Genomic DNA, 19,821 nt, shown 5'->3' on the forward strand with positions numbered 1-19,821 from the left:
GCCCGGGGCCGAGGTCGCGCCCGCCGGCAGGATGTGCACGCTGTCCGCGCGCACCTGGCGCGCCAGCCGTTCCGGCTCGCGGTCCCCCTGCGCGCGCACGCCGACCACGCCGTCGAGCTGCCCCTGCGTCCAGGCCCAGAAGCCCAGGTTCGCCAGCAGCAGCACCAGCACGATCGCACGCAGCATCAGGCGTCCTCGGCCTGCGGGTCGGGCGCGCCGCCGTCGGCCGGCGTCAGGCGCACGCTGACCTCGCCGCTGCCCACTTCGCGCGGGCCGTCGGCGGTGAGCACGCGCAGCATGCCGTTGGCACTGACGCCGTCGGCGATGCCTTCGGCCACGTCGGGCTGCGTGGTCGTGATCGCGCGGCCGCGCAGCAGGTCGCGTGCGGCGAAACGGTCGACGAAGGCGCCGAAGCCGCGCCGGTTGAACTCGATCAGCGCCTTCACCAGCGGCAGCGCCACGCGCGCGAGCGTGGTCGGCGCGGTCAGCGTGGTGTCGATTTCCTGCACGCAGCCGTAGCCGGTGTTCAGCTCGGTGGTGGCGTGCATCGGCTGCACGTTGATGCCGATGCCGATCACCGCCAGCCGCCGCGGACCGGCGGCCACCGTCTCGATCAGCACACCGCCGAGCTTGCGGCCGAGCCGTGCTCCGGTGCTGGCAACTTCGTCGGATCCGGCCTCCATCAGCCACAGGTCGTTCGGCCACTTCAGGCCGATCCGTGGCGCGCTCGCATCGCCCGGCGTGCGCGGGTCGAGCGCCTCGGCCAGCGCACAGCCGACCGCGAGCGACAGCCCCGACCAATCCGGCGGGTTCATCGGCAGCGACAGCGAGAAGGTCAGCGAGGCGACCGGCGCAGCCTTCCAGACGCGGCCCATGCGGCCGCGGCCGCCGGTCTGGTGCTCGGCCACCAGCAGGCAGGGCTGCACGTCGGCGGCGCGGCGGCCGAAGGCGGCGCTCTCGACGCTGCGGCGCACCTGCACCAGCTCGGCCGGGGCCTCGTCGATCGCGCTGATGTTGACGCGGGCACGCTCCAGCAGCGCGGTGTTGGTCGACGAGATGCGCGCGACGACCTCGACGCTCAGCCCCGGCAGCAGCGGCTCGAGCTGCTGCCACAGCGCCTCGGCACCCCAGTGCTGCGGCGACGCCGCGGGCAGCGTGGTGTCGAGGGTGTCGTCTTCGGTGGGGTCGCTCATCGCAGCCTCAGCGCTTCGGGGCGAGCATCGTGCCGCGGCAGTTGCGGGTGCCGCAGCGGCATTCGTATTCCTTCTTCAGCTTCGGCGTGTAGCGCTCGTCGATGATCAGGCCGTAGTCGTAGAACAGTTCCTCGCCCGGCTTGATCGCGCGCTTCGCCTTGATGAACACGCGGCCGTCGATCTCGTCGGATTCGCAATTCGGCGTGCAGGCGTGGTTGATCCAGCGCGCCGCGTTGCCGCCGTACTTGGCATCGATCGCCATCTCGCCGTCGTCGAGCTGGAAATAGAAGGTGTGGTTCGGGTCCTTCGGGTCGTGCGGATGGCGGCGCAGCGCCTCTTCCCAGGGGATCACCTCGCCCTTGTACTCGATCACGACCTCGCCGCGGGCGATCGGTGCGATCGCGAACACGCCCTTGCCGTGCACGCCGGAGCGGCGCACCTGGATGCGCCGGCCGGCGGCGGCCGCCTGGCCTGCGGCCCGCACGGGGGTGGGCACGGGGGTCGGTCCGGACCGAGGGGTGGACCGAGGGGACTTGGCGGTGCCGGCTTGCGTCATCGGTTTCTTTGGGTACATTGAATTCATGGGTGCGCGCGCGTGCATGCGTGTGCGTGCATGCGCGCGAGAAGCCCGGATTGTAGAGAGCACGCGCCGACCCCGGCCGAGCCATCACCAGAAAGTCCCATGAGCAAGTCACTGATCATTGCCGAGAAGCCCTCCGTCGCCCAGGACATCGTGCGTGCGTTGACGCCCACCGCGGGCAAGTTCGAGAAGCACGACGAGTACTTCGAGGGCGAGCACCACATCGTGACCTCGGCCGTCGGCCACCTGCTGGAGATCAAGGCGCCGGAGGAGTTCGACGTGAAGCGCGGCAAGTGGAGCTTCGCGAACCTGCCGGTGATCCCGCCGCACTTCGATCTGAACCCGATCGACAAGAGCAAGGGGCGGCTGAACGCGATCGTCAAGCTGGTCAAGCGCAAGGACGTCACCGACCTGATCAACGCCTGCGACGCGGGGCGCGAGGGCGAGCTGATCTTCCGGCTGATCCAGCAGCACGCGAAGAGCAAGCACCCGGTGCGCCGGCTGTGGCTGCAGAGCATGACGCCGGCGGCCATCCGCGACGGCTTCGACAACCTGCGCAGCGATGAAAGCCTGCAGGGCCTCGCCCAGGCGGCGCGCAGCCGCTCCGAGGCCGACTGGCTGGTCGGCATCAACGGCACGCGGGCGATGACTGCGTTCAACTCGCGCGACGGCGGCTTCTTCCTGACCACCGTCGGCCGGGTGCAGACGCCCACGCTGTCGATCGTCGTCGAGCGCGAGGAGAAGATCCGCAAGCACGTCTCGCGCGACTACTGGGAGCTGAAGGCCACCTTCGCGGCGCAGGCCGGCGAGTACGAGGGCAAGTGGTTCGACCCGAAGTGGAAGAAGAACCCCGACGACGCCGAGCAGCGCGCCGACCGCCTGTGGAATGCGGCCGATGCGAACGCGATCGCCGAGGCGGCGCGCGGCCAGCCGGCCAGCGTGACGGAGGAGGCCAAGCCCAGCACGCAGAGCGCGCCCGGCCTGTACGACCTCACCACGCTGCAGCGCGAGGCCAACGGCCGCTTCGGCTTCAGCGCAAAGACCACGCTCAGCATCGCGCAGGCGCTGTACGAGAAGCACAAGGTGCTGACCTACCCGCGGACCGACAGCAAGCACCTGCCGGAAGACTATGTCGCCGTCGTGAAGGACACGATGCAGATGCTGGCCACCGACGACCTGCCGGGCCCGCTGCGCCCGCTGTCGGCGCATGCGGCGAAAGCGCTCAAGGAAGGCTACGTCAAGCCGAACAAGCGCATCTTCGACAACGCCAAGGTGTCGGACCACTTCGCCATCATCCCGACGCTGCAGGCGCCGCGCAGCCTGACCGAGGTCGAGGCCAAGCTGTACGACATGGTCGTCAAGCGCTTCCTCGCGGTCTTCTTCCCGTCGGCCGAGTTCATGGTCACGACGCGCATCAGCACCGTGAAGACCGCCGGCAAGGAGCACAGCTTCCAGACCAACGGCAAGGTGATGGTGAAGCCCGGCTGGCTCGCGGTGTACGGCCGCGAGGCGCAGGAGGACGACGCCAACCTGGTGGCGGTCGCCGCGGGCGAGCTGGTGCGTACCGAGGACGTGGCGGTCAACCCGATGAAGACCAAGCCGCCGGCGCGCTACAGCGAGGCGACGCTGCTGTCGGCGATGGAAGGCGCCGGCAAGCTGATCGACGACGACGAGCTGCGCGAGGCGATGCAGGAGAAGGGCCTGGGCACGCCGGCCACGCGCGCGGCCATCATCGAAGGGCTGATCCTCGAGAAGTACATGCACCGTGAGGGCCGCGAGCTGATCCCGACCGCGAAGGCCTTCCAGCTCACGACGCTGCTGCGCGGCCTGGGCGTCGAGGACCTGACCAAGCCCGAGCTGACCGGCAACTGGGAATTCCAGCTGTCCGAGATGGAGAAGGGCAAGCTCAGCCGCGAGACCTTCATGGCCGAGATCGCGGCGATGACGCAGCGCATCGTCGCCAAGGCCAAGGAGTACGACCGCGACACCATCCCCGGCGACTACGCGACCCTCAAGACGCCGTGCCCGAACTGCGGCGGCGTCGTGAAGGAGAACTACCGCCGCTTCACCTGCGTGGGCACGAACGCGGCCGAGGACAACGGCTGCGGCTTCTCGATCAGCAAGATCCCCGGCGGGCGCAGCTTCGAGCTCGACGAGGTGGAGCGCTTCATCGCCGACAAGAAGATCGGCCCGCTCGAAGGCTTCCGCTCGAAGGCCGGCTGGCCGTTCACGGCCGAGCTGAAGCTCGCGTTCGACGACGAGATCAAGAACTGGAAGCTGGAGTTCGACTTCGGCGAGGACGCGAAGAACGCCGAGGCGGGCGAGCCGGTCGACTTCTCCGACCAGGAGAGCCTGGGCCACTGCCCGAAGTGCCAGGGCCGTGTCTTCGAGTTCGGCAGCTCCTACGTCTGCGAGCACGCGGTCGGCGCGCACATCACCTGCGACTTCAAGAGCGGCAAGATCATCCTGCAGCAGCCGGTGGCCCGCGAGCAGATGAGCAAGCTGCTCGCCACCGGCAAGACCGACCTGCTGGAGAACTTCGTCTCGAACAAGACGCGGCGCAAGTTCAAGGCCTTCCTGGCCTTCGACAAGAAGGAGGGCAAGGTCAGCTTCGAGTTCGAGCCGCGCGCCGCGAAGCCGCCGGCCAAGACGGCCGGCAAGTCGGCGGCTGCGAAGGCCGGGGCGCCTGCGCCGGAAACCGAGGCCCAGGCCCCGGCCCCGGCTGCGGCTGCGGCAAAAGCGCCTGCCAAGAAGGCGGTTCGCAAGATCGCGAAGAAGTGACCGCGATGCTGTCCGCCGGAGTCCGGCGGACAGCAGGCGACCAACGCCTCGTCAGGGTGCATCTGTACTAGGGATGAGTGCCACAGGGCTGTGACCAAGGAGGTTGTTTCCTCTGCTTGGCGGCCCGCTCATGTCCAACGTCCATCGTTTCAGCTCCCAAAGACCCTCGTTGCCTCCGGTGCGCCGTCGCGACGACAGGGCAAGCCACACGCCCGCCGACGCGATCCTGCCGGCGCGGACTTCGGCGCTCATTCCGCGTGCGCCCGATTCCACGGGCACCTTGGATTTGAGCCAGGTGCCACCGAGCGCCCTGTGGTTGCTGGACGCGACGGTGCGAGAGAACCTGCCAGCGTGGAGCGAATCGGTCCGCACCATCATCTTTCCAGCCGGTATGGCCCTCGTGCCGGAGGGAGTCAAATGCTTGACCCACCTGGCTCGCGTCGAACTGCCGAACTTCAAGGGCAAGCGCGTTGATTTGCGGATGTCGCAACCACAACCGCTGCAAATTGCGATTGGAGTTGAATCCGCGACCACCGGTATCAGTTTCTTGATTCCCGAGAGGTGCGAAGTCAGCTGGATGGATGAACACGTCCGGCCAGCGTGGTCGACCGTTGAATTCGACGAGAACGGAATACCTGGGCAGGCGACTCACCATGGCTTCATTCGAAAACAACTGGAAGCGGGCGTCGATGCGACGACAAGCGTGCTCGAAAATATGATGGATGAAGTGGCTTTCGCCAGGATGCAGAAGCATCCCAGATTCAGCGCACGCTCCGAACTCTCACCGGTCAAGGACATGCTGTGCATGTGTGAGGTGCAAACAGGTTATCCGCTTGCGCAACAGGCGGCCCAACATGGAAGTGACATGTTGGCGAGGCTGGTTCGCTTCATTCTCGCGAGAGATGCCGCGCCGATCGCCAAGCAGAGGTTTTTGATCGCCGCGATGCAGCCTGACAACGTCATGGTTCCCTGCGAAGCGGCCAGGAAATTGCCAGATGCCATTGATGGAATACTCAAAAATTTTCCAAAATGTCAGATCAACAGAGATATTATCCGTGCATCCGTCAGCTTGTTTCCCAGAACTCCCGGCGGGAGCCCCGAATTTCACGAACTATTTCGAGCAACCGATTCCTTGCCATTCCGGGAATTCGTCGACCTTGTGGTTCATGCGTCGAAATGCCACGAAGACATGGACATCTTGTTCTGCCAGGATCATGCCGGCAGAACCATTTTCCATATTGCTGCCGAAACTGGAGAAACAGGCAATATCATTTATCTGATCGAAAAAATTTCCCGCAAACCATGGGCGAATTCCGGGGGCGAGATCAGCAACATCCTCTTCCTCGGAGAAGTACTTGAAAAGAAGACAAGGAATGGGGACACTGCGTTCTGGCATGCTGCCGCACGTGGCGAGGATGCAGGCCCATGGATTCAATCCCTGATGAAGGCAATTGGCACCATGGTGGGATCCAGCGATGTCATTCCTCGCGAACTGAAACGACCTGGCCGTCAGAAGTTGATCAGTCGCTTGGACAAAAGACAACGGCAAATAATCAATAATATTGGGGGGGAGAAGGAAATCAGGAAAAAGTTGTTGAGTCTGGGCAGAACCAATCTTCGAAAACAAGAAGATTCAGTAGAAAAGACAACCCTGCTGATAGGGCTGCTCAGGATCGATCGGCCGCGTGTTGCCGATGCGACAGTCCTCAAGAATGCGATAGAGCGCTTCATCATCACCCATGAACCAGAGGCAGAACATCAGGATATCATTCGTGTCGTGACCGACGTCCTGACCTTCTGCGGTGAAGGGATGACCGCCCTTCACGGTTACGCCAAGGGCAACGGCTCCGATAGCGAATTCGATGGCTTCATGGCCGCCATGCTCATCCTCGCCTCATCTGAGACGCTCTCGCAAAGCGAATTCACCAAGTACTTGCTCTCGAAAGATGCAGGCGGCGCTACGGCTCTGCATCAATTTGCCCGCTCCAGGGGGCGCCTGGCGACCTTCCTCACGACATTGTTGAGGTTTCCCGCGAAATTCTCGCTGACCCCCCTTTGGTGCGCCAGAGACGCTTCCAGGTGCACCCCGTTTTGGGCTGTCGTTCAGAGTGCGAATCTGTCGTCGTTCATTGAATTTATTGTCTTGATGAAGAGTGATACTCGAGAATTAAATATCGACGAGCAGCAGAAGGCCAGTCTGTCAAATCAGATCGAAGAATCCATTCTCAAGGCGGGTGAAAAGGAAATTTTTCCGTTGCTTGGAATGGCCATTCTTGTGTGYATGGGAGGATTGAGCGGCCTGGAAGCTCCTGTTGCGTTCTTGTTTGAGGGCATTGCCTCTGCCAAACTGAACCGCGACAGCAAGGCGCGCATGCTGTCGCAAGCACTCGGCCAGCTTCCGGCAGACGTGCTGAGCAGCTTGGCGATGAGAATCGTGCTTGCACCGCTGCTTCAGGCCAAGCCAGCGAGCTTGACGCCAGAGCACAAGTCCCTGTTGCTGGCGAACATGCTGCCCCGCCTGATCCAGGGAAACGTCCCGCGGGAAGCCTATGTACCGATGATGTTGGCGATCAGCGAAGCATCATGCAGCAGCTCATGGAAATTGCGCCAGCAGTTGAAAATCGATGTTGTTTACTCGTCCCGAAATTCTGACCGGGCAACGCGCCTGCATATTGTCACGAATGCGGAACAAATGCGAAAGACCGTCGAAGGCTGGATTGCCCTGACGCGCGAAACTGAGCTCACACCCGAAGCGCTGAATCGCTATCTTCTTTTCAGAACACAAGATGGAACTGCGCTTCATGCGGCCGTGAAACGCGCCAGCCCCGAATTGGTAGGCGCCCTGCTGGGTCCTTTGCTGGCAGCTGGAAACGCTCTCTTCCGGATAACGGCGACTTTGCTTGTGCAGCCGGACACAAGCGGCCAGTCGGCATTCCAGGTTGCACTGCAGGGGCGCCATGCCGACATCGTTGCGCAGTTTCTCGGGCTCATCGCCCAGTCCCCGCCTTTCTTGCCGTTCATCCCACGCGCACTGGCGCAACGGGATGCGCAGGAGGTCTTCACGGATCTGTTGGCTGTCGACAAAGACCTCCGCACGGTCTTCGATGTGCTGATCCAGGCCGGCGACGTCGCGGGCCTGAAGCTGCTGCTGAATGTGTTGGACAAGGCTCCTGCCGGGGCGGTGCCGAGCGTGTTCAAAGGCTTGCTTGCCATGCTGGAGCGCAGCCACATCCTGTGGGCCATCGCGTGCGACGCATCGGCACAGAAGGCCCTCGGCGCCCTGATGGACTGGTTGTGCCTGGCCAATCCAGCGTGGGACCAGCAGGCGCAGAAGCAACTGTGGGCAGCATTCAGCAGCCACAGGCCTCTGCAACGCCGACTGGATCGGGTGCGTGAGGGGCTATCGCCACGGACACGCGAGCAATTGCCCGCAGCGTGGAGCACGGTCAGAAAATCGCAGGTTGCCACGGCGGAGGTGACCGTCGAGGAAAGCCCAGCATCACTCCTCGCGCGTCGGCAGATCGACATAGAGCACTCGTTGAATGGCAAGGTGACTCCGCAGGGCGAAGCCGTCGGCGGTCATGCGCTGCTGAACAGGCACACGCTGCAGATTGAAGCCGGGACCAAGGTCATGCATCTCAACGGAACGTTCACCGCATCCGTGAAAATCTTCAATTCCCGGACTCGTGCCTGGGTCGCGAAAGCAGCTCCCTCCACGTTCTTTCCGGAGGCCTGGAAAGAGCAGGACATCGTGAAGCAGATCGCCAGCGCATTGAGCAACGGCGACGAGTTCAGCAACGGCATGGGCCCGTGGGATCGCCTTTCGGACTCCGGCGTCTGGATTCGCTTCTACAAGCACCTGGGCACCGGCAAGATCAATTGCCATCCATTGCCTGGTTTCCCGCCAAGAGAATCTTGAATGGAGGCGCACGGGCGAGATGCTGACGGCCCGTAAGCGCAGTTTTGTCACACAAGACTTGCTTGAATGTGACTCTTGTGTAATGAGACACTGCACGCACTACAAGTGCGCGCACGCTCGGAATGCCTGTCGACAGCCACAGATCAGCGACTGTTGACATTCCAGGGTGACGCGATGGGCGGCCCCTCTTGCTGGAGGCCGCAGGCGTCAAACACTGGAGCAGGGATTCCGAATGAAACTGCGTGACTTCCGATGGCTGGTCGCGGTGGCGCTCGCGGCCTGCGCGCCCTGGGCCCAGGCCCTGGTCTTTGCGGTCAACGAGGGCGTGACCTACCGCGTGCCAAGCGAAGAGATCCGGGCCAAGTACGCCGCGATCGCGGCCGACCTGAGCAGGATCCTGAAGCAGCCGGTCAGCGTCGAGCCGATCGGCGACTACCCGTCGCTCAAGCGCGGGCTGGCCGAGAAGGCCTACGACCTGGCGATGGTGCATCCGGCGCACATCTCGATCGCCGCGATGAAGAACCCCGGCTACAAGCTGGTCGTCGTGACGAAGGGCTTCCTGGAGTACCGCGCGAGCTTCCTCGTGAAGTCCGACTCGCCGCTGGCCACGCTCGCCGACCTGAAGGGCCGCAAGCTGGGCGCGCCGGACGAGGACTCGATCACCGCCTGGATGGTGCGCGCTTCGCTGCGCGACGCGATCGGCGACCCGAAGCTGGTCGCCACCACCTACACCCGCTACCAGGACGCGGTGCCGTTCTTCGTCGAGAACAACCTGACGCAGGCCGGCGCGACGGCGTCCAACGCGGTGGTCAAGGACTGGCTGGCCAAGGGTGGCAAGGTGATGTTCAAGTCCAAGCCGGTGCCGATCAAGCACATCATCGCGAGCCCCAACCTGTCGGCCGAGCAGGTCGAGAAGGTGCGTGAGTACCTGCTCGGGCTGGACGGCAGCGACGAAGGCCGCAAGAAGCTCGAACCGACCAAGTACCAGGGCTTCGTGCGCTACGACGACGCGGCGCTGATGTCGATCGGGGCCTGGCTGGGCCTGTAGGGCCGGGTTCGTGCCGGTTGCGCTGCGGTCGCGCGGCGCCTAATCTCGGGAAGCCCGGAAACGTTTCCCGAGGAGCCCGCCATGCTGCGTGTTGTTCGTGCGTTCTGTGTCCTGCCCGCGTTGCTGCCCGTGGTGTTGCTGGGCGCCTGTGCCAGCACCCCGGGCTCAGCCACCTATGAGGTCGATCAGCAGAAGGTGGCCGCGATCGACCGCACCGCCCTCGGCCGCGGCGTCAAGGTCTACTGGCTGAGCATGCCGACCAAGCGGGTCAACCCCGCCGCTGCCGCAACGGCACCCGGTTGACGCGAGGGCTTGATCGATACTGGCGCGATGTCGCTGCCAGTGCTGCTCAAGCTCCTCGTCATCTTCCTGATCGTTGCCCTCGGCTACCTGGCCGGCCGCCTGCGCTGGCTGGGCGACAACGACCCTGCGCGCGTGCTGGGCAACGCCGCGTTCTACCTCTTCGTGCCGGCGCTGCTGTTCCGCACCACGTCGCGGCTCGACCTCGTCGGCATGCCGTGGGGCACGCTGCTCGCGTTCTTCGTGCCGGTGCTCGCATTGCTGCTCGGCGTCTACGCCTGGCAGCGGCCGCGCGTGCGCGCCGGCACGCTGCCGACGGCCGCGCCCAGCGTGCGCGCGATCTCGGCCAGCTTCGGCAACACGGTGCAGGTCGGCATCCCGCTCGCCACCGCGCTGTTCGGCGAGGCCGGGCTCTCCATCCACGTCGCGATCGTCAGCCTGCATGCGCTGACGCTGCTGACGGTGCTCACTGCGCTGGTCGAGATCGACCTGGCGCACGAGCGCGTCCGGCTGGGGCATTCGAGCGCCCACCTGGGGCGCACGCTGGCGCGGACCGCCCGCAACACCATCATCCATCCGGTGACGCTGCCGGTGCTGGCCGGGCTGGTGTGGAACCTGTCGGGACTGGCGATGCCCGCGGTGCTGGACGAGGTGCTGGTGCAGCTCGGCCTGCCGGTCGTGCCGCTGTGCCTGGTGCTGATTGGCATGTCACTTGCGTACTACGGCGTCCAGGGCGCCGTGCGCGGTGCCGTGGTGATCTCGGTGCTCAAGCTGCTGGTGCTGCCGGCCCTGGTGCTGGTCGTCGGCCACTGGGGCTTCGCGCTCTCGGGGCTGCCGCTGGCGGTGGTGGTGATGGCGGCGGCGMTGCCGATCGGCAGCAATGCGCTGATCTTCGCGCAGCGCTACACGGCGCTCGAAGCCGAGGCCACCGCGGCGATCGTGCTGTCGACCTGCGGCTACATGCTGACGGCACCGCTGTGGCTGTGGTTGCCCGGCCGGCTGGCCTAGGCCAGCGCGCTATCATCCGCCGCGCTGCCCACAAGGCGGCGCCTTTCCTTCAGACGTTGGACAACCCTTCTCAGGACCCACCCCCATGAAACTTCGCGGCTTCCCCCTCCAGGCCCTCGTGGCCACCTGCCTGCTGGCCTGCGCGGGCGCATCGTTCGCGGCCAAGACGCTGGTCTACTGCTCCGAGGGCAGCCCGGAAGGCTTCAATCCGCAGTACTACACGACCGGTACCACCTTCGACGCGGTGTCCGTGCCGATGTTCAACCGCCTGGTCGAGTTCGACACCGGCACCACCAACATCATCCCGGCGCTGGCCGAGAGCTGGAGCGCCGCCGCCGACGGCCTGAGCTACACCTTCAAGCTGCGCAAGGGCGTCAAGTTCCACAGCACCGCCAAGTTCACGCCGTCGCGCGACTTCAACGCCGACGACGTGCTGTTCTCGTACAACCGCATGGCCGACCCGAACCACCCGCTGGCCAAGACCCAGCCGGGCGCGACCTACGCGTACTTCGAGGACATGGGCATGAAGGACATCGTCGAGCGCGTCGAGAAGGTCGACGCGATGACGGTGAAATTCGTTCTGAAGAAGGCCGAGGCACCGTTCATGGCCAACATGGCGATGGACTTCGCGTCGGTCCTGTCGGCCGAGTACGGCGAGAAGATGAAGGCCGCCGGCACGCCCGAGGCGCTCGACCGCGAACCGGTGGGCACCGGCCCGTTCCAGTTTGTCTCGTACCAGAAGGACGCGGTGATCCGCTACAAGGCCTTCGACGCCTACTGGGGCGGCCGCCCGAAGATCGACAACCTGGTGTTCGCGATCACCACCGACGCTTCCGTTCGCTACGCCAAGCTGAAGACCGGCGAGTGCCATGTGATGGCCTTCCCGAAGCCGGCCGACGTCGCGCTGATGAAGACCGACCCGAACATCAACCTGGTGCAGCAGAACGGCCTGAACGTCGGCTACATCGCGTTCAATGTCGAGAAGAAGCCGTTCGACAACAAGCAGGTGCGCCAGGCGCTGAGCATGGCCGTCAACAAGAAGGCGATCCTCGACTCGGTGTTCCAGGGTGCCGGCCAGCCAGCCAAGAACCCGATCCCGCCGACGCTCTGGTCGTACAACGACAAGGTCACCGACTACGCCTATGACCCGGCCAAGGCCAAGGAGCTGCTCGCCAAGGCGGGCTTCCCGAACGGCACCGAGGTCGAGCTGTGGTACCTGCCGGTGACCCGCCCGTACAACCCGGACGGCAAGCGCATGGCCGAGCTGATCCAGGCCGACTGGGAGAAGATCGGCGTGAAGACCAAGCTGATCACCTTCGAGTGGGGCGAGTACCGCAAGCGCAGCAAGACCGGTGAACAGCACGCGATGATGTTCGGCTGGTCCGGCGACAACGGCGACCCCGACAACTTCTTCGTGCCGCTGCTGGGCTGCTCGGCGGTGAAGGGCGGCGGCAACGTCGCGCGCTGGTGCGACAAGGGCTTCGAAGAGCTGGTGCAGAAGGCCAAGGCCGTCACGAAGCAGGCCGACCGCGCCGCGCTGTACGCCAAGGCCCAGGAGATCGCGCACGAAGAAGCGCCGTGGATCCCGATCGCCCACTCGGTGCGCTTCGATCCGGTGCGCAAGGAAGTGATCGGCTACAAGATGGACGCCACGGCGCACCATTACTTCACCAAAGTGGACCTCGCGAAGTAAGCAGGTCTTCCTTGTCTTGAAGCACAGGCTGGACGGAGGTTCTTCACCTCCGTCCAGCCTGAACGCATTCCTCCATGTTCACCTTCCTCGCCAAACGCCTCTCACTGGTGCTGCCGACCTTCATCGGCATCACGCTGCTGGTGTTCTCGCTGATCCGCCTGCTGCCGGGCGACCCGGTCGAAGCCATGTCCGGCGAACGCGGCATGACGCCCGAGCGCTACACGCGCCTGGTGCATGAGTTCGGCCTCGACCGCCCGCTGTGGCAGCAGTACCTCGACTACGTCTGGCGTGCGCTGCACGGCGACCTGGGCCTGTCGACCATCACGCACGAGCCGGTGTTCCGCGAATTCCTGACGCTGTTCCCGGCCACCATCGAGCTGTCGATGGTCGCGCTGTTCCTCGCGCTCGCGATCGGCCTGCCGGCCGGCATCCTGGCCGCGATGAAGCGCAACACCGTCTATGACTACACCGTGATGGGCGCCTCGCTGACCGGCTACTCGATGCCGATCTTCTGGTGGGGCCTGCTGCTGATCCTGTTCTTCTCGGTCACGCTCGGCTGGACGCCGGTGTCGGGCCGCATCGCGATCCAGTTCGACATCCCGCCGGTCACCGGCTTCATGCTGATCGATTCGCTGCTGTCCGATGACCCCGGTGCGTTCAGGAGCGCGGTCTCGCACCTGATCCTGCCGGCCGTCGCGCTCGGCACCATCCCGCTGGCGGTGATCGCGCGCATGACGCGCTCGTCGATGCTCGAGGTGCTGCGCGAAGATTACGTGCGCACCGCGCGCGCGAAGGGCGCGTCGACCTGGCGCGTGGTCGGCATCCATGCACTGCGCAATGCGCTGATCCCGGTCGTCACGACGGTGGGCCTGCAGGTCGGCACGATGCTGGCCGGCGCGATCCTCACCGAGACGATCTTCTCGTGGCCGGGCATCGGCAAGTGGCTGGTCGAGGCGATCCACCGGCGCGACTACCCGGCGGTGCAGGGCGGCATCCTGATGTCGGCCACCGTGATCATCGCGGTCAATCTCGTCGTCGACCTGCTGTACGGCGTGATCAACCCTCGAATCAGGCACCACTGATGAGCCAAGCCAGCCTTCCGCAAGCTGCCCCGCCCGACACCGGCGCGCCCCCGACGCAGCTGGCCGAGCTGTGGCGCGATTTCCGCCGCAACCGCGGCGCGATCATCGGCCTCGCGGTCGTCGTCGCGCTGCTGCTGTGCGCGCTGCTGGCCGACGTGATCGCGCCCTATTCGCCGTCGGAACAGTACCGCGACGCGACGCTGCATGCGCCGTCGTGGGAGCCGGTCAACGGCCACCGTTTCCTGCTCGGCACCGACCCGGTCGGGCGCGACGTGCTGTCGCGGCTGATCCACGGCACCCGGCTGTCGCTGCTGATCGGGCTGGTGTCGGTCGGGCTGTCGCTGAGCATCGGCGTCGTGCTGGGCCTGCTGGCCGGCTTCTTCCGCGGCGGTGTCGAGTTCACGATCATGCGGCTGATGGACATCATGCTGGCGCTGCCCAGCCTGCTGCTGGCGGTGTCGGTGGTCGCGATCCTCGGCCCCGGGCTGATGAACGCGATGTACGCGATCGCGATCGTGATGCTGCCGCACTTCGTGCGCCTGACACGCGCCGCGGTGATCGGCGAGCTGGGCAAGGATTACGTCGCCGCGTCGCGGCTGGCCGGCGCCGGCACGCTGCGGCTGATGTTCGACACCGTGCTGCCGAACTGCGCCGCGCCGCTGATCGTGCAGGCGACGCTCGGCTTCTCGACCGCCATCCTCGATGCGGCCGCGCTCGGCTTCCTCGGCCTGGGCGCGCAGCCGCCGACGCCCGAATGGGGCTCCATGCTGGCCAGCGCGCTCGAGTTCATCCAGAGTGCATGGTGGGTCGTCACGCTGCCGGGTCTCGCGATCCTGGTGTCGGTGCTGGCCTTCAATTTGATGGGCGACGGGCTGCGCGACGCGCTGGACCCGAAGCTGAAGAGATAAGACCGATGCCCTTGCTGGAAGTGGATCAACTGCGGGTCGAGTTCGGCCCGGTCGCGTCGCCGTTCAAGGCGGTCGACGGCGTGAGCCTGCGCATCGATGCGGGCGAGGTGGTGGGCATCGTCGGCGAGTCGGGCTCGGGCAAGAGCGTGACCGCGCTCGCGCTGATGGGCCTGATCGACGAGCCCGGCCGGGTCTCGGCGCAGGCGCTGCGCTTCGATGGCCACGACCTGCTGACGATGCCGCTGAAGCAGCGCCGGCAGATGCTGGGCCGCGACATCGCGATGATCTTCCAGGATCCGATGAGCAGCCTGAACCCGTGCTTCACGGTGGCCTACCAGCTGATGGAGACGCTGCGCATCCACGAAGGCGGCTCGAAGAAGGCGCTGCGGGCGCGCGCGCTGCAGCTGCTGAAGGATGTGGAGATCCCCGATGCCGAACGGCGGCTCGATGCCTACCCGCACCAGCTGTCGGGCGGCATGAGCCAGCGCGTGATGGTCGCGATGGCGATCGCCTGCAACCCGCGGCTCCTGATCGCCGACGAGCCGACCACGGCGCTCGACGTGACGATCCAGGCGCAGATGCTCGCGCTGCTGCTGCGCCTGCAGCGCGAGCGCGGCATGGCGCTGATGCTGATCACGCACGACCTGGGCGTGGTCGCCGAGGTCGCGCAGCGCGTGCAGGTGATGTATGCCGGCGAGGTGGTCGAGACGGCCGGCGTGCCGCGCATCTTCGAGGCGCCGCGCCACCCGTACACCGAGGCGCTGCTGTCGGCGCTGCCGGAGCACAACATCGGCCGGCGCCGGCTCAGCTCGATGCCCGGCGTGGTGCCGGGAGCGTACGACCGGCCGGGCGGCTGCCTGCTGTCGCCGCGCTGTCCGCGCGTGCAGGACACCTGCCGTGCCGAGCGGCCGGCGCTGTACGGGCCTGAAGGCGCGCAGGCGCGCTGCTTCTTTCCGTTGACGGAGGTGGCGGCATGACGGCCGAACGTGATGAAGTCGTGCTGGTCGCCAACGACCTGGCCAAACACTACCCGGTCTCGCAGGGCTTCCTGAAGCCGAAGGCCCTCGCGCGCGCACTCGATGGCGTGTCGTTCGAGGTGAAGGCCGGCCGCACGCTGGCCGTGGTCGGCGAATCCGGCTGTGGCAAGAGCACGCTGGCGCGCCAGATCACGATGATCGAGACGCCGACCACCGGGCACCTGGTGCTGGCCGGCGTCGATGTCGCGAACGCCGATGCGGCCACCCGCAAGCGGCTGCGCCGCGAGGTGCAGATGGTGTTCCAGAACCCGTTCGCGAGCCTGAACCCGCGCAAGCGGATCGGCCATGCGCTCGAGGAGCCGCTGGTCATCAACACCACGCTGTCGGCCGCCGAGCGCACCGAGCGCGCGCGCGCGATGATGGCGCGCGTCGGCCTGCGCCCGGAGTTCCACCAGCGCTACCCGCACATGTTCTCCGGCGGCCAGCGCCAGCGCGTCGCGATCGCGCGCGCGCTGATGCTGCAGCCACGCATCGTCGTCGCCGACGAGCCGGTGTCGGCGCTCGACGTGTCGATCCAGGCCCAGGTGCTGAACCTGCTGATGGACCTGCAGGAAGAGACGCAGGTGGCCTACGTCTTCATCTCGCACAACCTGGCGGTGGTCGAGCTGATCGCCGACGAGGTGCTGGTGATGTACCTCGGCAAGGTGGTCGAGAAGGCGCCGAAGCGGCAGCTGTTCGCGGCCCCCCGCCACCCGTACACACGGGCGCTGCTGGCGAGCACGCCGCGCATCGATGCGGCCTCGCGCGCGCAGAAGGCGGTGCTGGCCGGCGAGCTGCCGTCGCCGCTGAACCCGCCGAGCGGCTGCGCGTTCCACAAGCGCTGCCCGCATGCGATCGAGCGTTGCCGCATCGAGGTGCCGGTGCTGGCCGAGGTGGCGCCGGGGCAACTGGCGGCGTGCCACCGCTCGGCCGAGCTGGCCTGACGGTCGCAGCCGCGAGCGGGCCGAGCGCCGGGCCGCCCCAAGCCGGCCCGCGTCCCCTCGGGGGACCGACCGGTGTACCCACCGGGCGAGGGGTAGTCATCCTGCGACAATCGCCCGCATGACCTCGAACGACCTCCAGGCTGAGATCGCCCACATGGGCGCCGCGGCTCGCGCCGCCAGCAGCCGAATGGCTGCTGCCTCCACCGCCGCGAAGAACGCCGCGCTGGTCGCGCTGGCGCGCCGGCTGCGCGAAGACGGCGGCGCGCTCGCCCAGGCCAACCAGCAGGACATCGCCGCGGCCGTCGCCGCCGGGCTGGCCGCGCCGATGGTCGACCGCCTGAAGCTCACGCCCCAGGTGCTGGCCACCGTCGCCGAAGGCTGCGAGCAGATCGCCGCGATGCCCGATCCGATCGGCGAGATCACCGGGCTGCGCCGCCGGCCGAGCGGCATCAGCGTCGGCCAGATGCGGGTGCCGCTGGGCGTGTTCGGCATGATCTACGAGAGCCGCCCGAACGTCACCATCGAGGCCGCTTCGCTCGCGATCAAGAGTGGCAATGCCTGCATCCTGCGCGGCGGTTCGGAAGCCATCCACTCGAACCTCGCGCTGTGGAAGCTGGTGCAGGCCGCGTTGGCCGAGGCCGGCCTGCCGCCCGATGCGGTGCAACTGGTGCAGACCACCGACCGCGCCGCCGTCGGCCACCTGATCGCGTCGCCCGAAGCGGTCGACGTGATCATCCCGCGCGGCGGCAAGGGGTTGATCGAGCGCATCAGCCGCGAGGCGCGCGTGCCGGTGATCAAGCACCTCGACGGCAACTGCCACGTCTACGTCGATGCGCAGGCCGAGCTCGAGCTCGCGCTGCGCGTCACCGACAACGCCAAGACCCAGAAGTACAGCCCCTGCAATGCGGCCGAGTCGCTGCTGGTGCACCGCGACATCGCAGCCGCCTTCCTGCCGCGACTGGGCGCGCTGTGGGCGCCGAAGGGCGTCGAGATGCGCTGCGATGCAGGCGCGCTCGCGCTGCTGCGGCCGGTGGCCGGGCTCACGCTCACCGCGGCGAGCGAGCAGGACTGGAACGAGGAATACCTCGCCCCGATCATCAGCGTGAAGCTGGTCGACAGCGTCGACGAGGCGATCGCGCACATCAACCGCCACGGCTCGCACCACACCGATGCGATCCTCACCGAGCACCACGGCCATGCGATGCGCTTCCTGCGCGAGGTCGATTCGGCCAGCGTGATGGTCAACGCCAGCACGCGCTTCGCCGATGGTTTCGAGTACGGGCTGGGCGCCGAGATCGGCATCAGCACCGACAAGTTCCACGCGCGCGGGCCGGTCGGGCTGGAGGGGCTCACGTCGATGAAGTGGGTCGTGCTGGGTCAAGGCGAGGTGCGCACATGAGCGATCCCCGTTCGGCGCTGGTGCTGTTCTCCGGCGGCCAGGATTCGACCGCCTGCCTCGCGTGGGCGCTCGACCACTATGCGCACGTCGAGACGATCGGCTTCGACTACGGCCAGCGTCACGTCGTCGAGCTCGAATGCCGGCTCAACGTGCGCGCGCAACTGCATGCGAAGTTCCCGCGCTGGGCCGGCAAGCTCGGCGACGACCACCTGCTCGACCTGCAGCTGCTCGGCCAGATCTCCGACACCGCGCTGACCAAGTCGCGCGCGATCGAGATGAATGCGAGCGGCCTGCCGAACACCTTCGTGCCGGGGCGCAACCTGCTGTTCTTCACGTTCGCCGCCGCGGTGGCCTACCGGCGCGGCTTGAGCGTGCTGGTGGGCGGCATGTGCGAGACCGATTTCTCAGGCTACCCCGATTGCCGCGACAACACGCTGAAGGCGCAGCAGGTCGCGCTGAGCCTGGGCATGGACACGCCGATGACGATCGAGACGCCGCTGATGTGGCTCGACAAGGCGCAGACCTGGGCGCTGACCGACGTGCTGGGCGGCGAGCCGCTGACCGAGATCGTCGTCGAGCACACCCACACCTGCTACCTCGGCGAGCGCACGCTGCGCCACGAATGGGGCTACGGCTGCGGCCAGTGCCCGGCCTGTGCGCTGCGCTCGCGCGGCTACGCCGCCTGGCGCCGTCACGGCGCGATGCCGTTCGCCGACACCGAACAATCCCGCTGAGCCGACAGCCACGGCGCGAGGGCGCGTCGCCCGTCCGGCGTCAGCGTCAACGCACGCGAGCCGTCGACGCGGCGCAGCCAGCCGTGCTCGATCGCGTGGTCGAGAAGGTTGACGGCCAGCCCGCCGGCGAGGTGGTCGCGGCGCTCCGACCAGTCGAGGCACGCGTAGGCCTGGCGCTTCGACCCGGCCGCCGGCAGCGTGATGCCCAGCGCCTGCAGTTCATGGCGGCCGGCATCGGTCAGCACGAACTGGCCGTCGCGCGGCGCCAGCGTGCCGCGGGCCAGCAGCCCGTCGAACAGCGCGACGCCCAGTTCGCCCGCCAGGTGGCTGTAGCAGGTGCGTGCGGCCTTCAGCGGCTTGTAGGCGCCGTGGTTCCACTTGTCGGCGCTGCCTGCTCGCTCGGCCACCAGCGACAAGGCTTCGAGCGCATGGCCGATGTCGGCATCGGCGAGCCGGAAGTAGCGGTGCCGGCCCTGTGTGCGCACGACGACCAGCTCGTTGTCGACCAGCTGTGTCAGGTGCGTGCTCGCGGTCTGCGCGGTGACGCCTGCCACCTCGGCCAGCTCGCCGGCCGCGAGGTACTGGCCGCCCATCAGCGCGGCCAGCATGCGGGCGCGGGTCGGGTCGCCGATCATCGCGGCGATGCGGGCGAAGCGCGGTTCGGGGCTGCTCATCGCACGATCCTCGCACGTGCTCAGGTCAGCAGCGCGCGCAGCGCCAGGTAGGCCCCGAGCAGCCACAGCCCGGCGAAGAAGACGCGCTTGAACGCCTCCGGCTGCACCGCGCGGCGCAGCCGCTGGCCGAGGCCCATGCCAAGCAGCGCCGGCAACAGCGCCAGCAGCGAGCTGCCCGCGGCCTGGGCATCGAGCGCCCCACCATGGCGCAGGCTGACCGCCAGCGCGATCGTCGACACCAGGAACGAGATGCCGAGTGCGCGCACCAGCTCGTCCTTCGCCAGGCCGAGCGCCTGCAGCCACGGCACGGCGGGGATCACGAACACGCCGGTCGCGGCGGTGACGAGGCCGGTGGCCACGCCGACCCACGGCGCCAGCCACGGCTCGAGCCGCGCCGGCACCAGCAGCCGCACCGACAGCAGCCCGAGGCTGGCATAGGCCAGCAGCGACAGCCCGAGCGCGAGCCCGGCCCAGGCCGGTGCGTGGCCGGCGCTCAGCCAGCCGGCGCCCAGCGCGACGCCGGCGCACACGCCGGCCAGCAG

Annotated in this window: 16 protein-coding genes and 1 pseudogene; 12 read left to right on the forward strand and 5 right to left on the reverse strand. The window is 66.9% G+C overall.

The window, feature by feature from the left end:
• The 3 genes and pseudogenes from AC1DXV_RS18245 to AC1DXV_RS18255 all read right to left on the reverse strand — a co-directional run.
• Positions 1 to 186, reverse strand: a pseudogene (locus tag AC1DXV_RS18245) (SPOR domain-containing protein); the annotation flags it as partial.
• Entirely contained in the window at positions 186 to 1,193 is a 1,008-nt protein-coding gene (locus tag AC1DXV_RS18250; protein WP_477867718.1) for a biotin--[acetyl-CoA-carboxylase] ligase, read from the reverse strand. The gene AC1DXV_RS18250 and the pseudogene AC1DXV_RS18245, both read right to left, overlap by 1 nt.
• Positions 1,194 to 1,200: 7 nt before the next feature.
• The gene (locus AC1DXV_RS18255) at positions 1,201 to 1,749 is read right to left on the reverse strand and encodes an SET domain-containing protein (protein WP_477867720.1); all 549 of its coding nucleotides are present in this window, start codon (positions 1,747 to 1,749) and stop codon (positions 1,201 to 1,203) included.
• A 126-nt stretch (positions 1,750 to 1,875) separates the two neighbouring features.
• Here AC1DXV_RS18255 and AC1DXV_RS18260 point away from each other — a divergent pair, with 126 nt between their 5' ends.
• The 12 genes from AC1DXV_RS18260 (at position 1,876) to queC (ending at position 18,605) form a co-directional block, all read left to right on the forward strand.
• A complete protein-coding gene (locus AC1DXV_RS18260; RefSeq protein WP_477934845.1) occupies positions 1,876 to 4,554 on the forward strand; it encodes a DNA topoisomerase III in 2,679 nt (892 codons plus the stop codon).
• Between the two features lie 130 nt (positions 4,555 to 4,684).
• On the forward strand, positions 4,685 to 8,473 hold the full coding sequence (locus AC1DXV_RS18265) for an EndoU domain-containing protein (protein ID WP_477934847.1): 3,789 nt from the start codon (positions 4,685 to 4,687) through the stop codon (positions 8,471 to 8,473).
• 232 nt (positions 8,474 to 8,705) lie between these two features.
• On the forward strand, positions 8,706 to 9,521 hold the full coding sequence (locus AC1DXV_RS18270; protein WP_477865336.1) for a phosphate/phosphite/phosphonate ABC transporter substrate-binding protein: 816 nt from the start codon (positions 8,706 to 8,708) through the stop codon (positions 9,519 to 9,521).
• Positions 9,522 to 9,602: 81 nt separating this feature from the next.
• Positions 9,603 to 9,824, forward strand: coding sequence for a hypothetical protein (locus tag AC1DXV_RS18275; RefSeq protein ID WP_477865335.1), 222 nt, complete (start codon positions 9,603 to 9,605; stop codon positions 9,822 to 9,824).
• Between the two features lie 27 nt (positions 9,825 to 9,851).
• On the forward strand, positions 9,852 to 10,829 hold the full coding sequence (locus tag AC1DXV_RS18280) for an AEC family transporter (protein ID WP_477934849.1): 978 nt from the start codon (positions 9,852 to 9,854) through the stop codon (positions 10,827 to 10,829).
• A gap of 85 nt (positions 10,830 to 10,914) precedes the next feature.
• Positions 10,915 to 12,522 carry an ABC transporter substrate-binding protein gene (locus AC1DXV_RS18285; RefSeq protein ID WP_477865333.1) on the forward strand — a complete coding sequence of 536 codons (1,608 nt, stop codon included), beginning with the start codon at positions 10,915 to 10,917 and terminating at the stop codon, positions 12,520 to 12,522.
• Between the two features lie 74 nt (positions 12,523 to 12,596).
• Positions 12,597 to 13,604 (forward strand): ABC transporter permease subunit, encoded by a 1,008-nt coding sequence (locus AC1DXV_RS18290; protein WP_477865332.1) that lies wholly within the window; start codon positions 12,597 to 12,599, stop codon positions 13,602 to 13,604.
• Positions 13,604 to 14,512 (forward strand): ABC transporter permease subunit, encoded by a 909-nt coding sequence (locus AC1DXV_RS18295; RefSeq protein ID WP_477865331.1) that lies wholly within the window; start codon positions 13,604 to 13,606, stop codon positions 14,510 to 14,512. The genes AC1DXV_RS18290 and AC1DXV_RS18295 overlap by 1 nt, the downstream gene beginning before the upstream one ends.
• 5 nt (positions 14,513 to 14,517) lie before the next feature.
• Positions 14,518 to 15,489: an ABC transporter ATP-binding protein gene (locus tag AC1DXV_RS18300; RefSeq protein ID WP_477865330.1), complete on the forward strand. Its 972-nt coding sequence runs from the start codon at positions 14,518 to 14,520 to the stop codon at positions 15,487 to 15,489.
• The gene (locus AC1DXV_RS18305) at positions 15,486 to 16,472 is read left to right on the forward strand and encodes a dipeptide ABC transporter ATP-binding protein (protein ID WP_477865329.1); all 987 of its coding nucleotides are present in this window, start codon (positions 15,486 to 15,488) and stop codon (positions 16,470 to 16,472) included. The genes AC1DXV_RS18300 and AC1DXV_RS18305 overlap by 4 nt, the downstream gene beginning before the upstream one ends.
• Before the next feature lie 118 nt (positions 16,473 to 16,590).
• A complete protein-coding gene (locus tag AC1DXV_RS18310) occupies positions 16,591 to 17,871 on the forward strand; it encodes a glutamate-5-semialdehyde dehydrogenase (protein WP_477865328.1) in 1,281 nt (426 codons plus the stop codon).
• The gene (gene queC / locus AC1DXV_RS18315; RefSeq protein ID WP_477865327.1) at positions 17,868 to 18,605 is read left to right on the forward strand and encodes a 7-cyano-7-deazaguanine synthase QueC; all 738 of its coding nucleotides are present in this window, start codon (positions 17,868 to 17,870) and stop codon (positions 18,603 to 18,605) included. The genes AC1DXV_RS18310 and queC overlap by 4 nt, the downstream gene beginning before the upstream one ends.
• Here the strand turns inward: queC and AC1DXV_RS18320 are convergent.
• Together AC1DXV_RS18320 and AC1DXV_RS18325 are read right to left on the reverse strand one after the other, a co-directional pair.
• Positions 18,563 to 19,279, reverse strand: coding sequence for an ArsR/SmtB family transcription factor (locus AC1DXV_RS18320; RefSeq protein ID WP_477865326.1), 717 nt, complete (start codon positions 19,277 to 19,279; stop codon positions 18,563 to 18,565). The genes queC and AC1DXV_RS18320 overlap by 43 nt on opposite strands.
• Positions 19,280 to 19,299: 20 nt before the next feature.
• The coding region (locus AC1DXV_RS18325; protein WP_477934851.1) for a TSUP family transporter at positions 19,300 to 19,821 on the reverse strand (522 nt) is incomplete at its 5' end.

It is taken from the genome of Rhizobacter sp. P3_C12 (assembly GCF_056402735.1).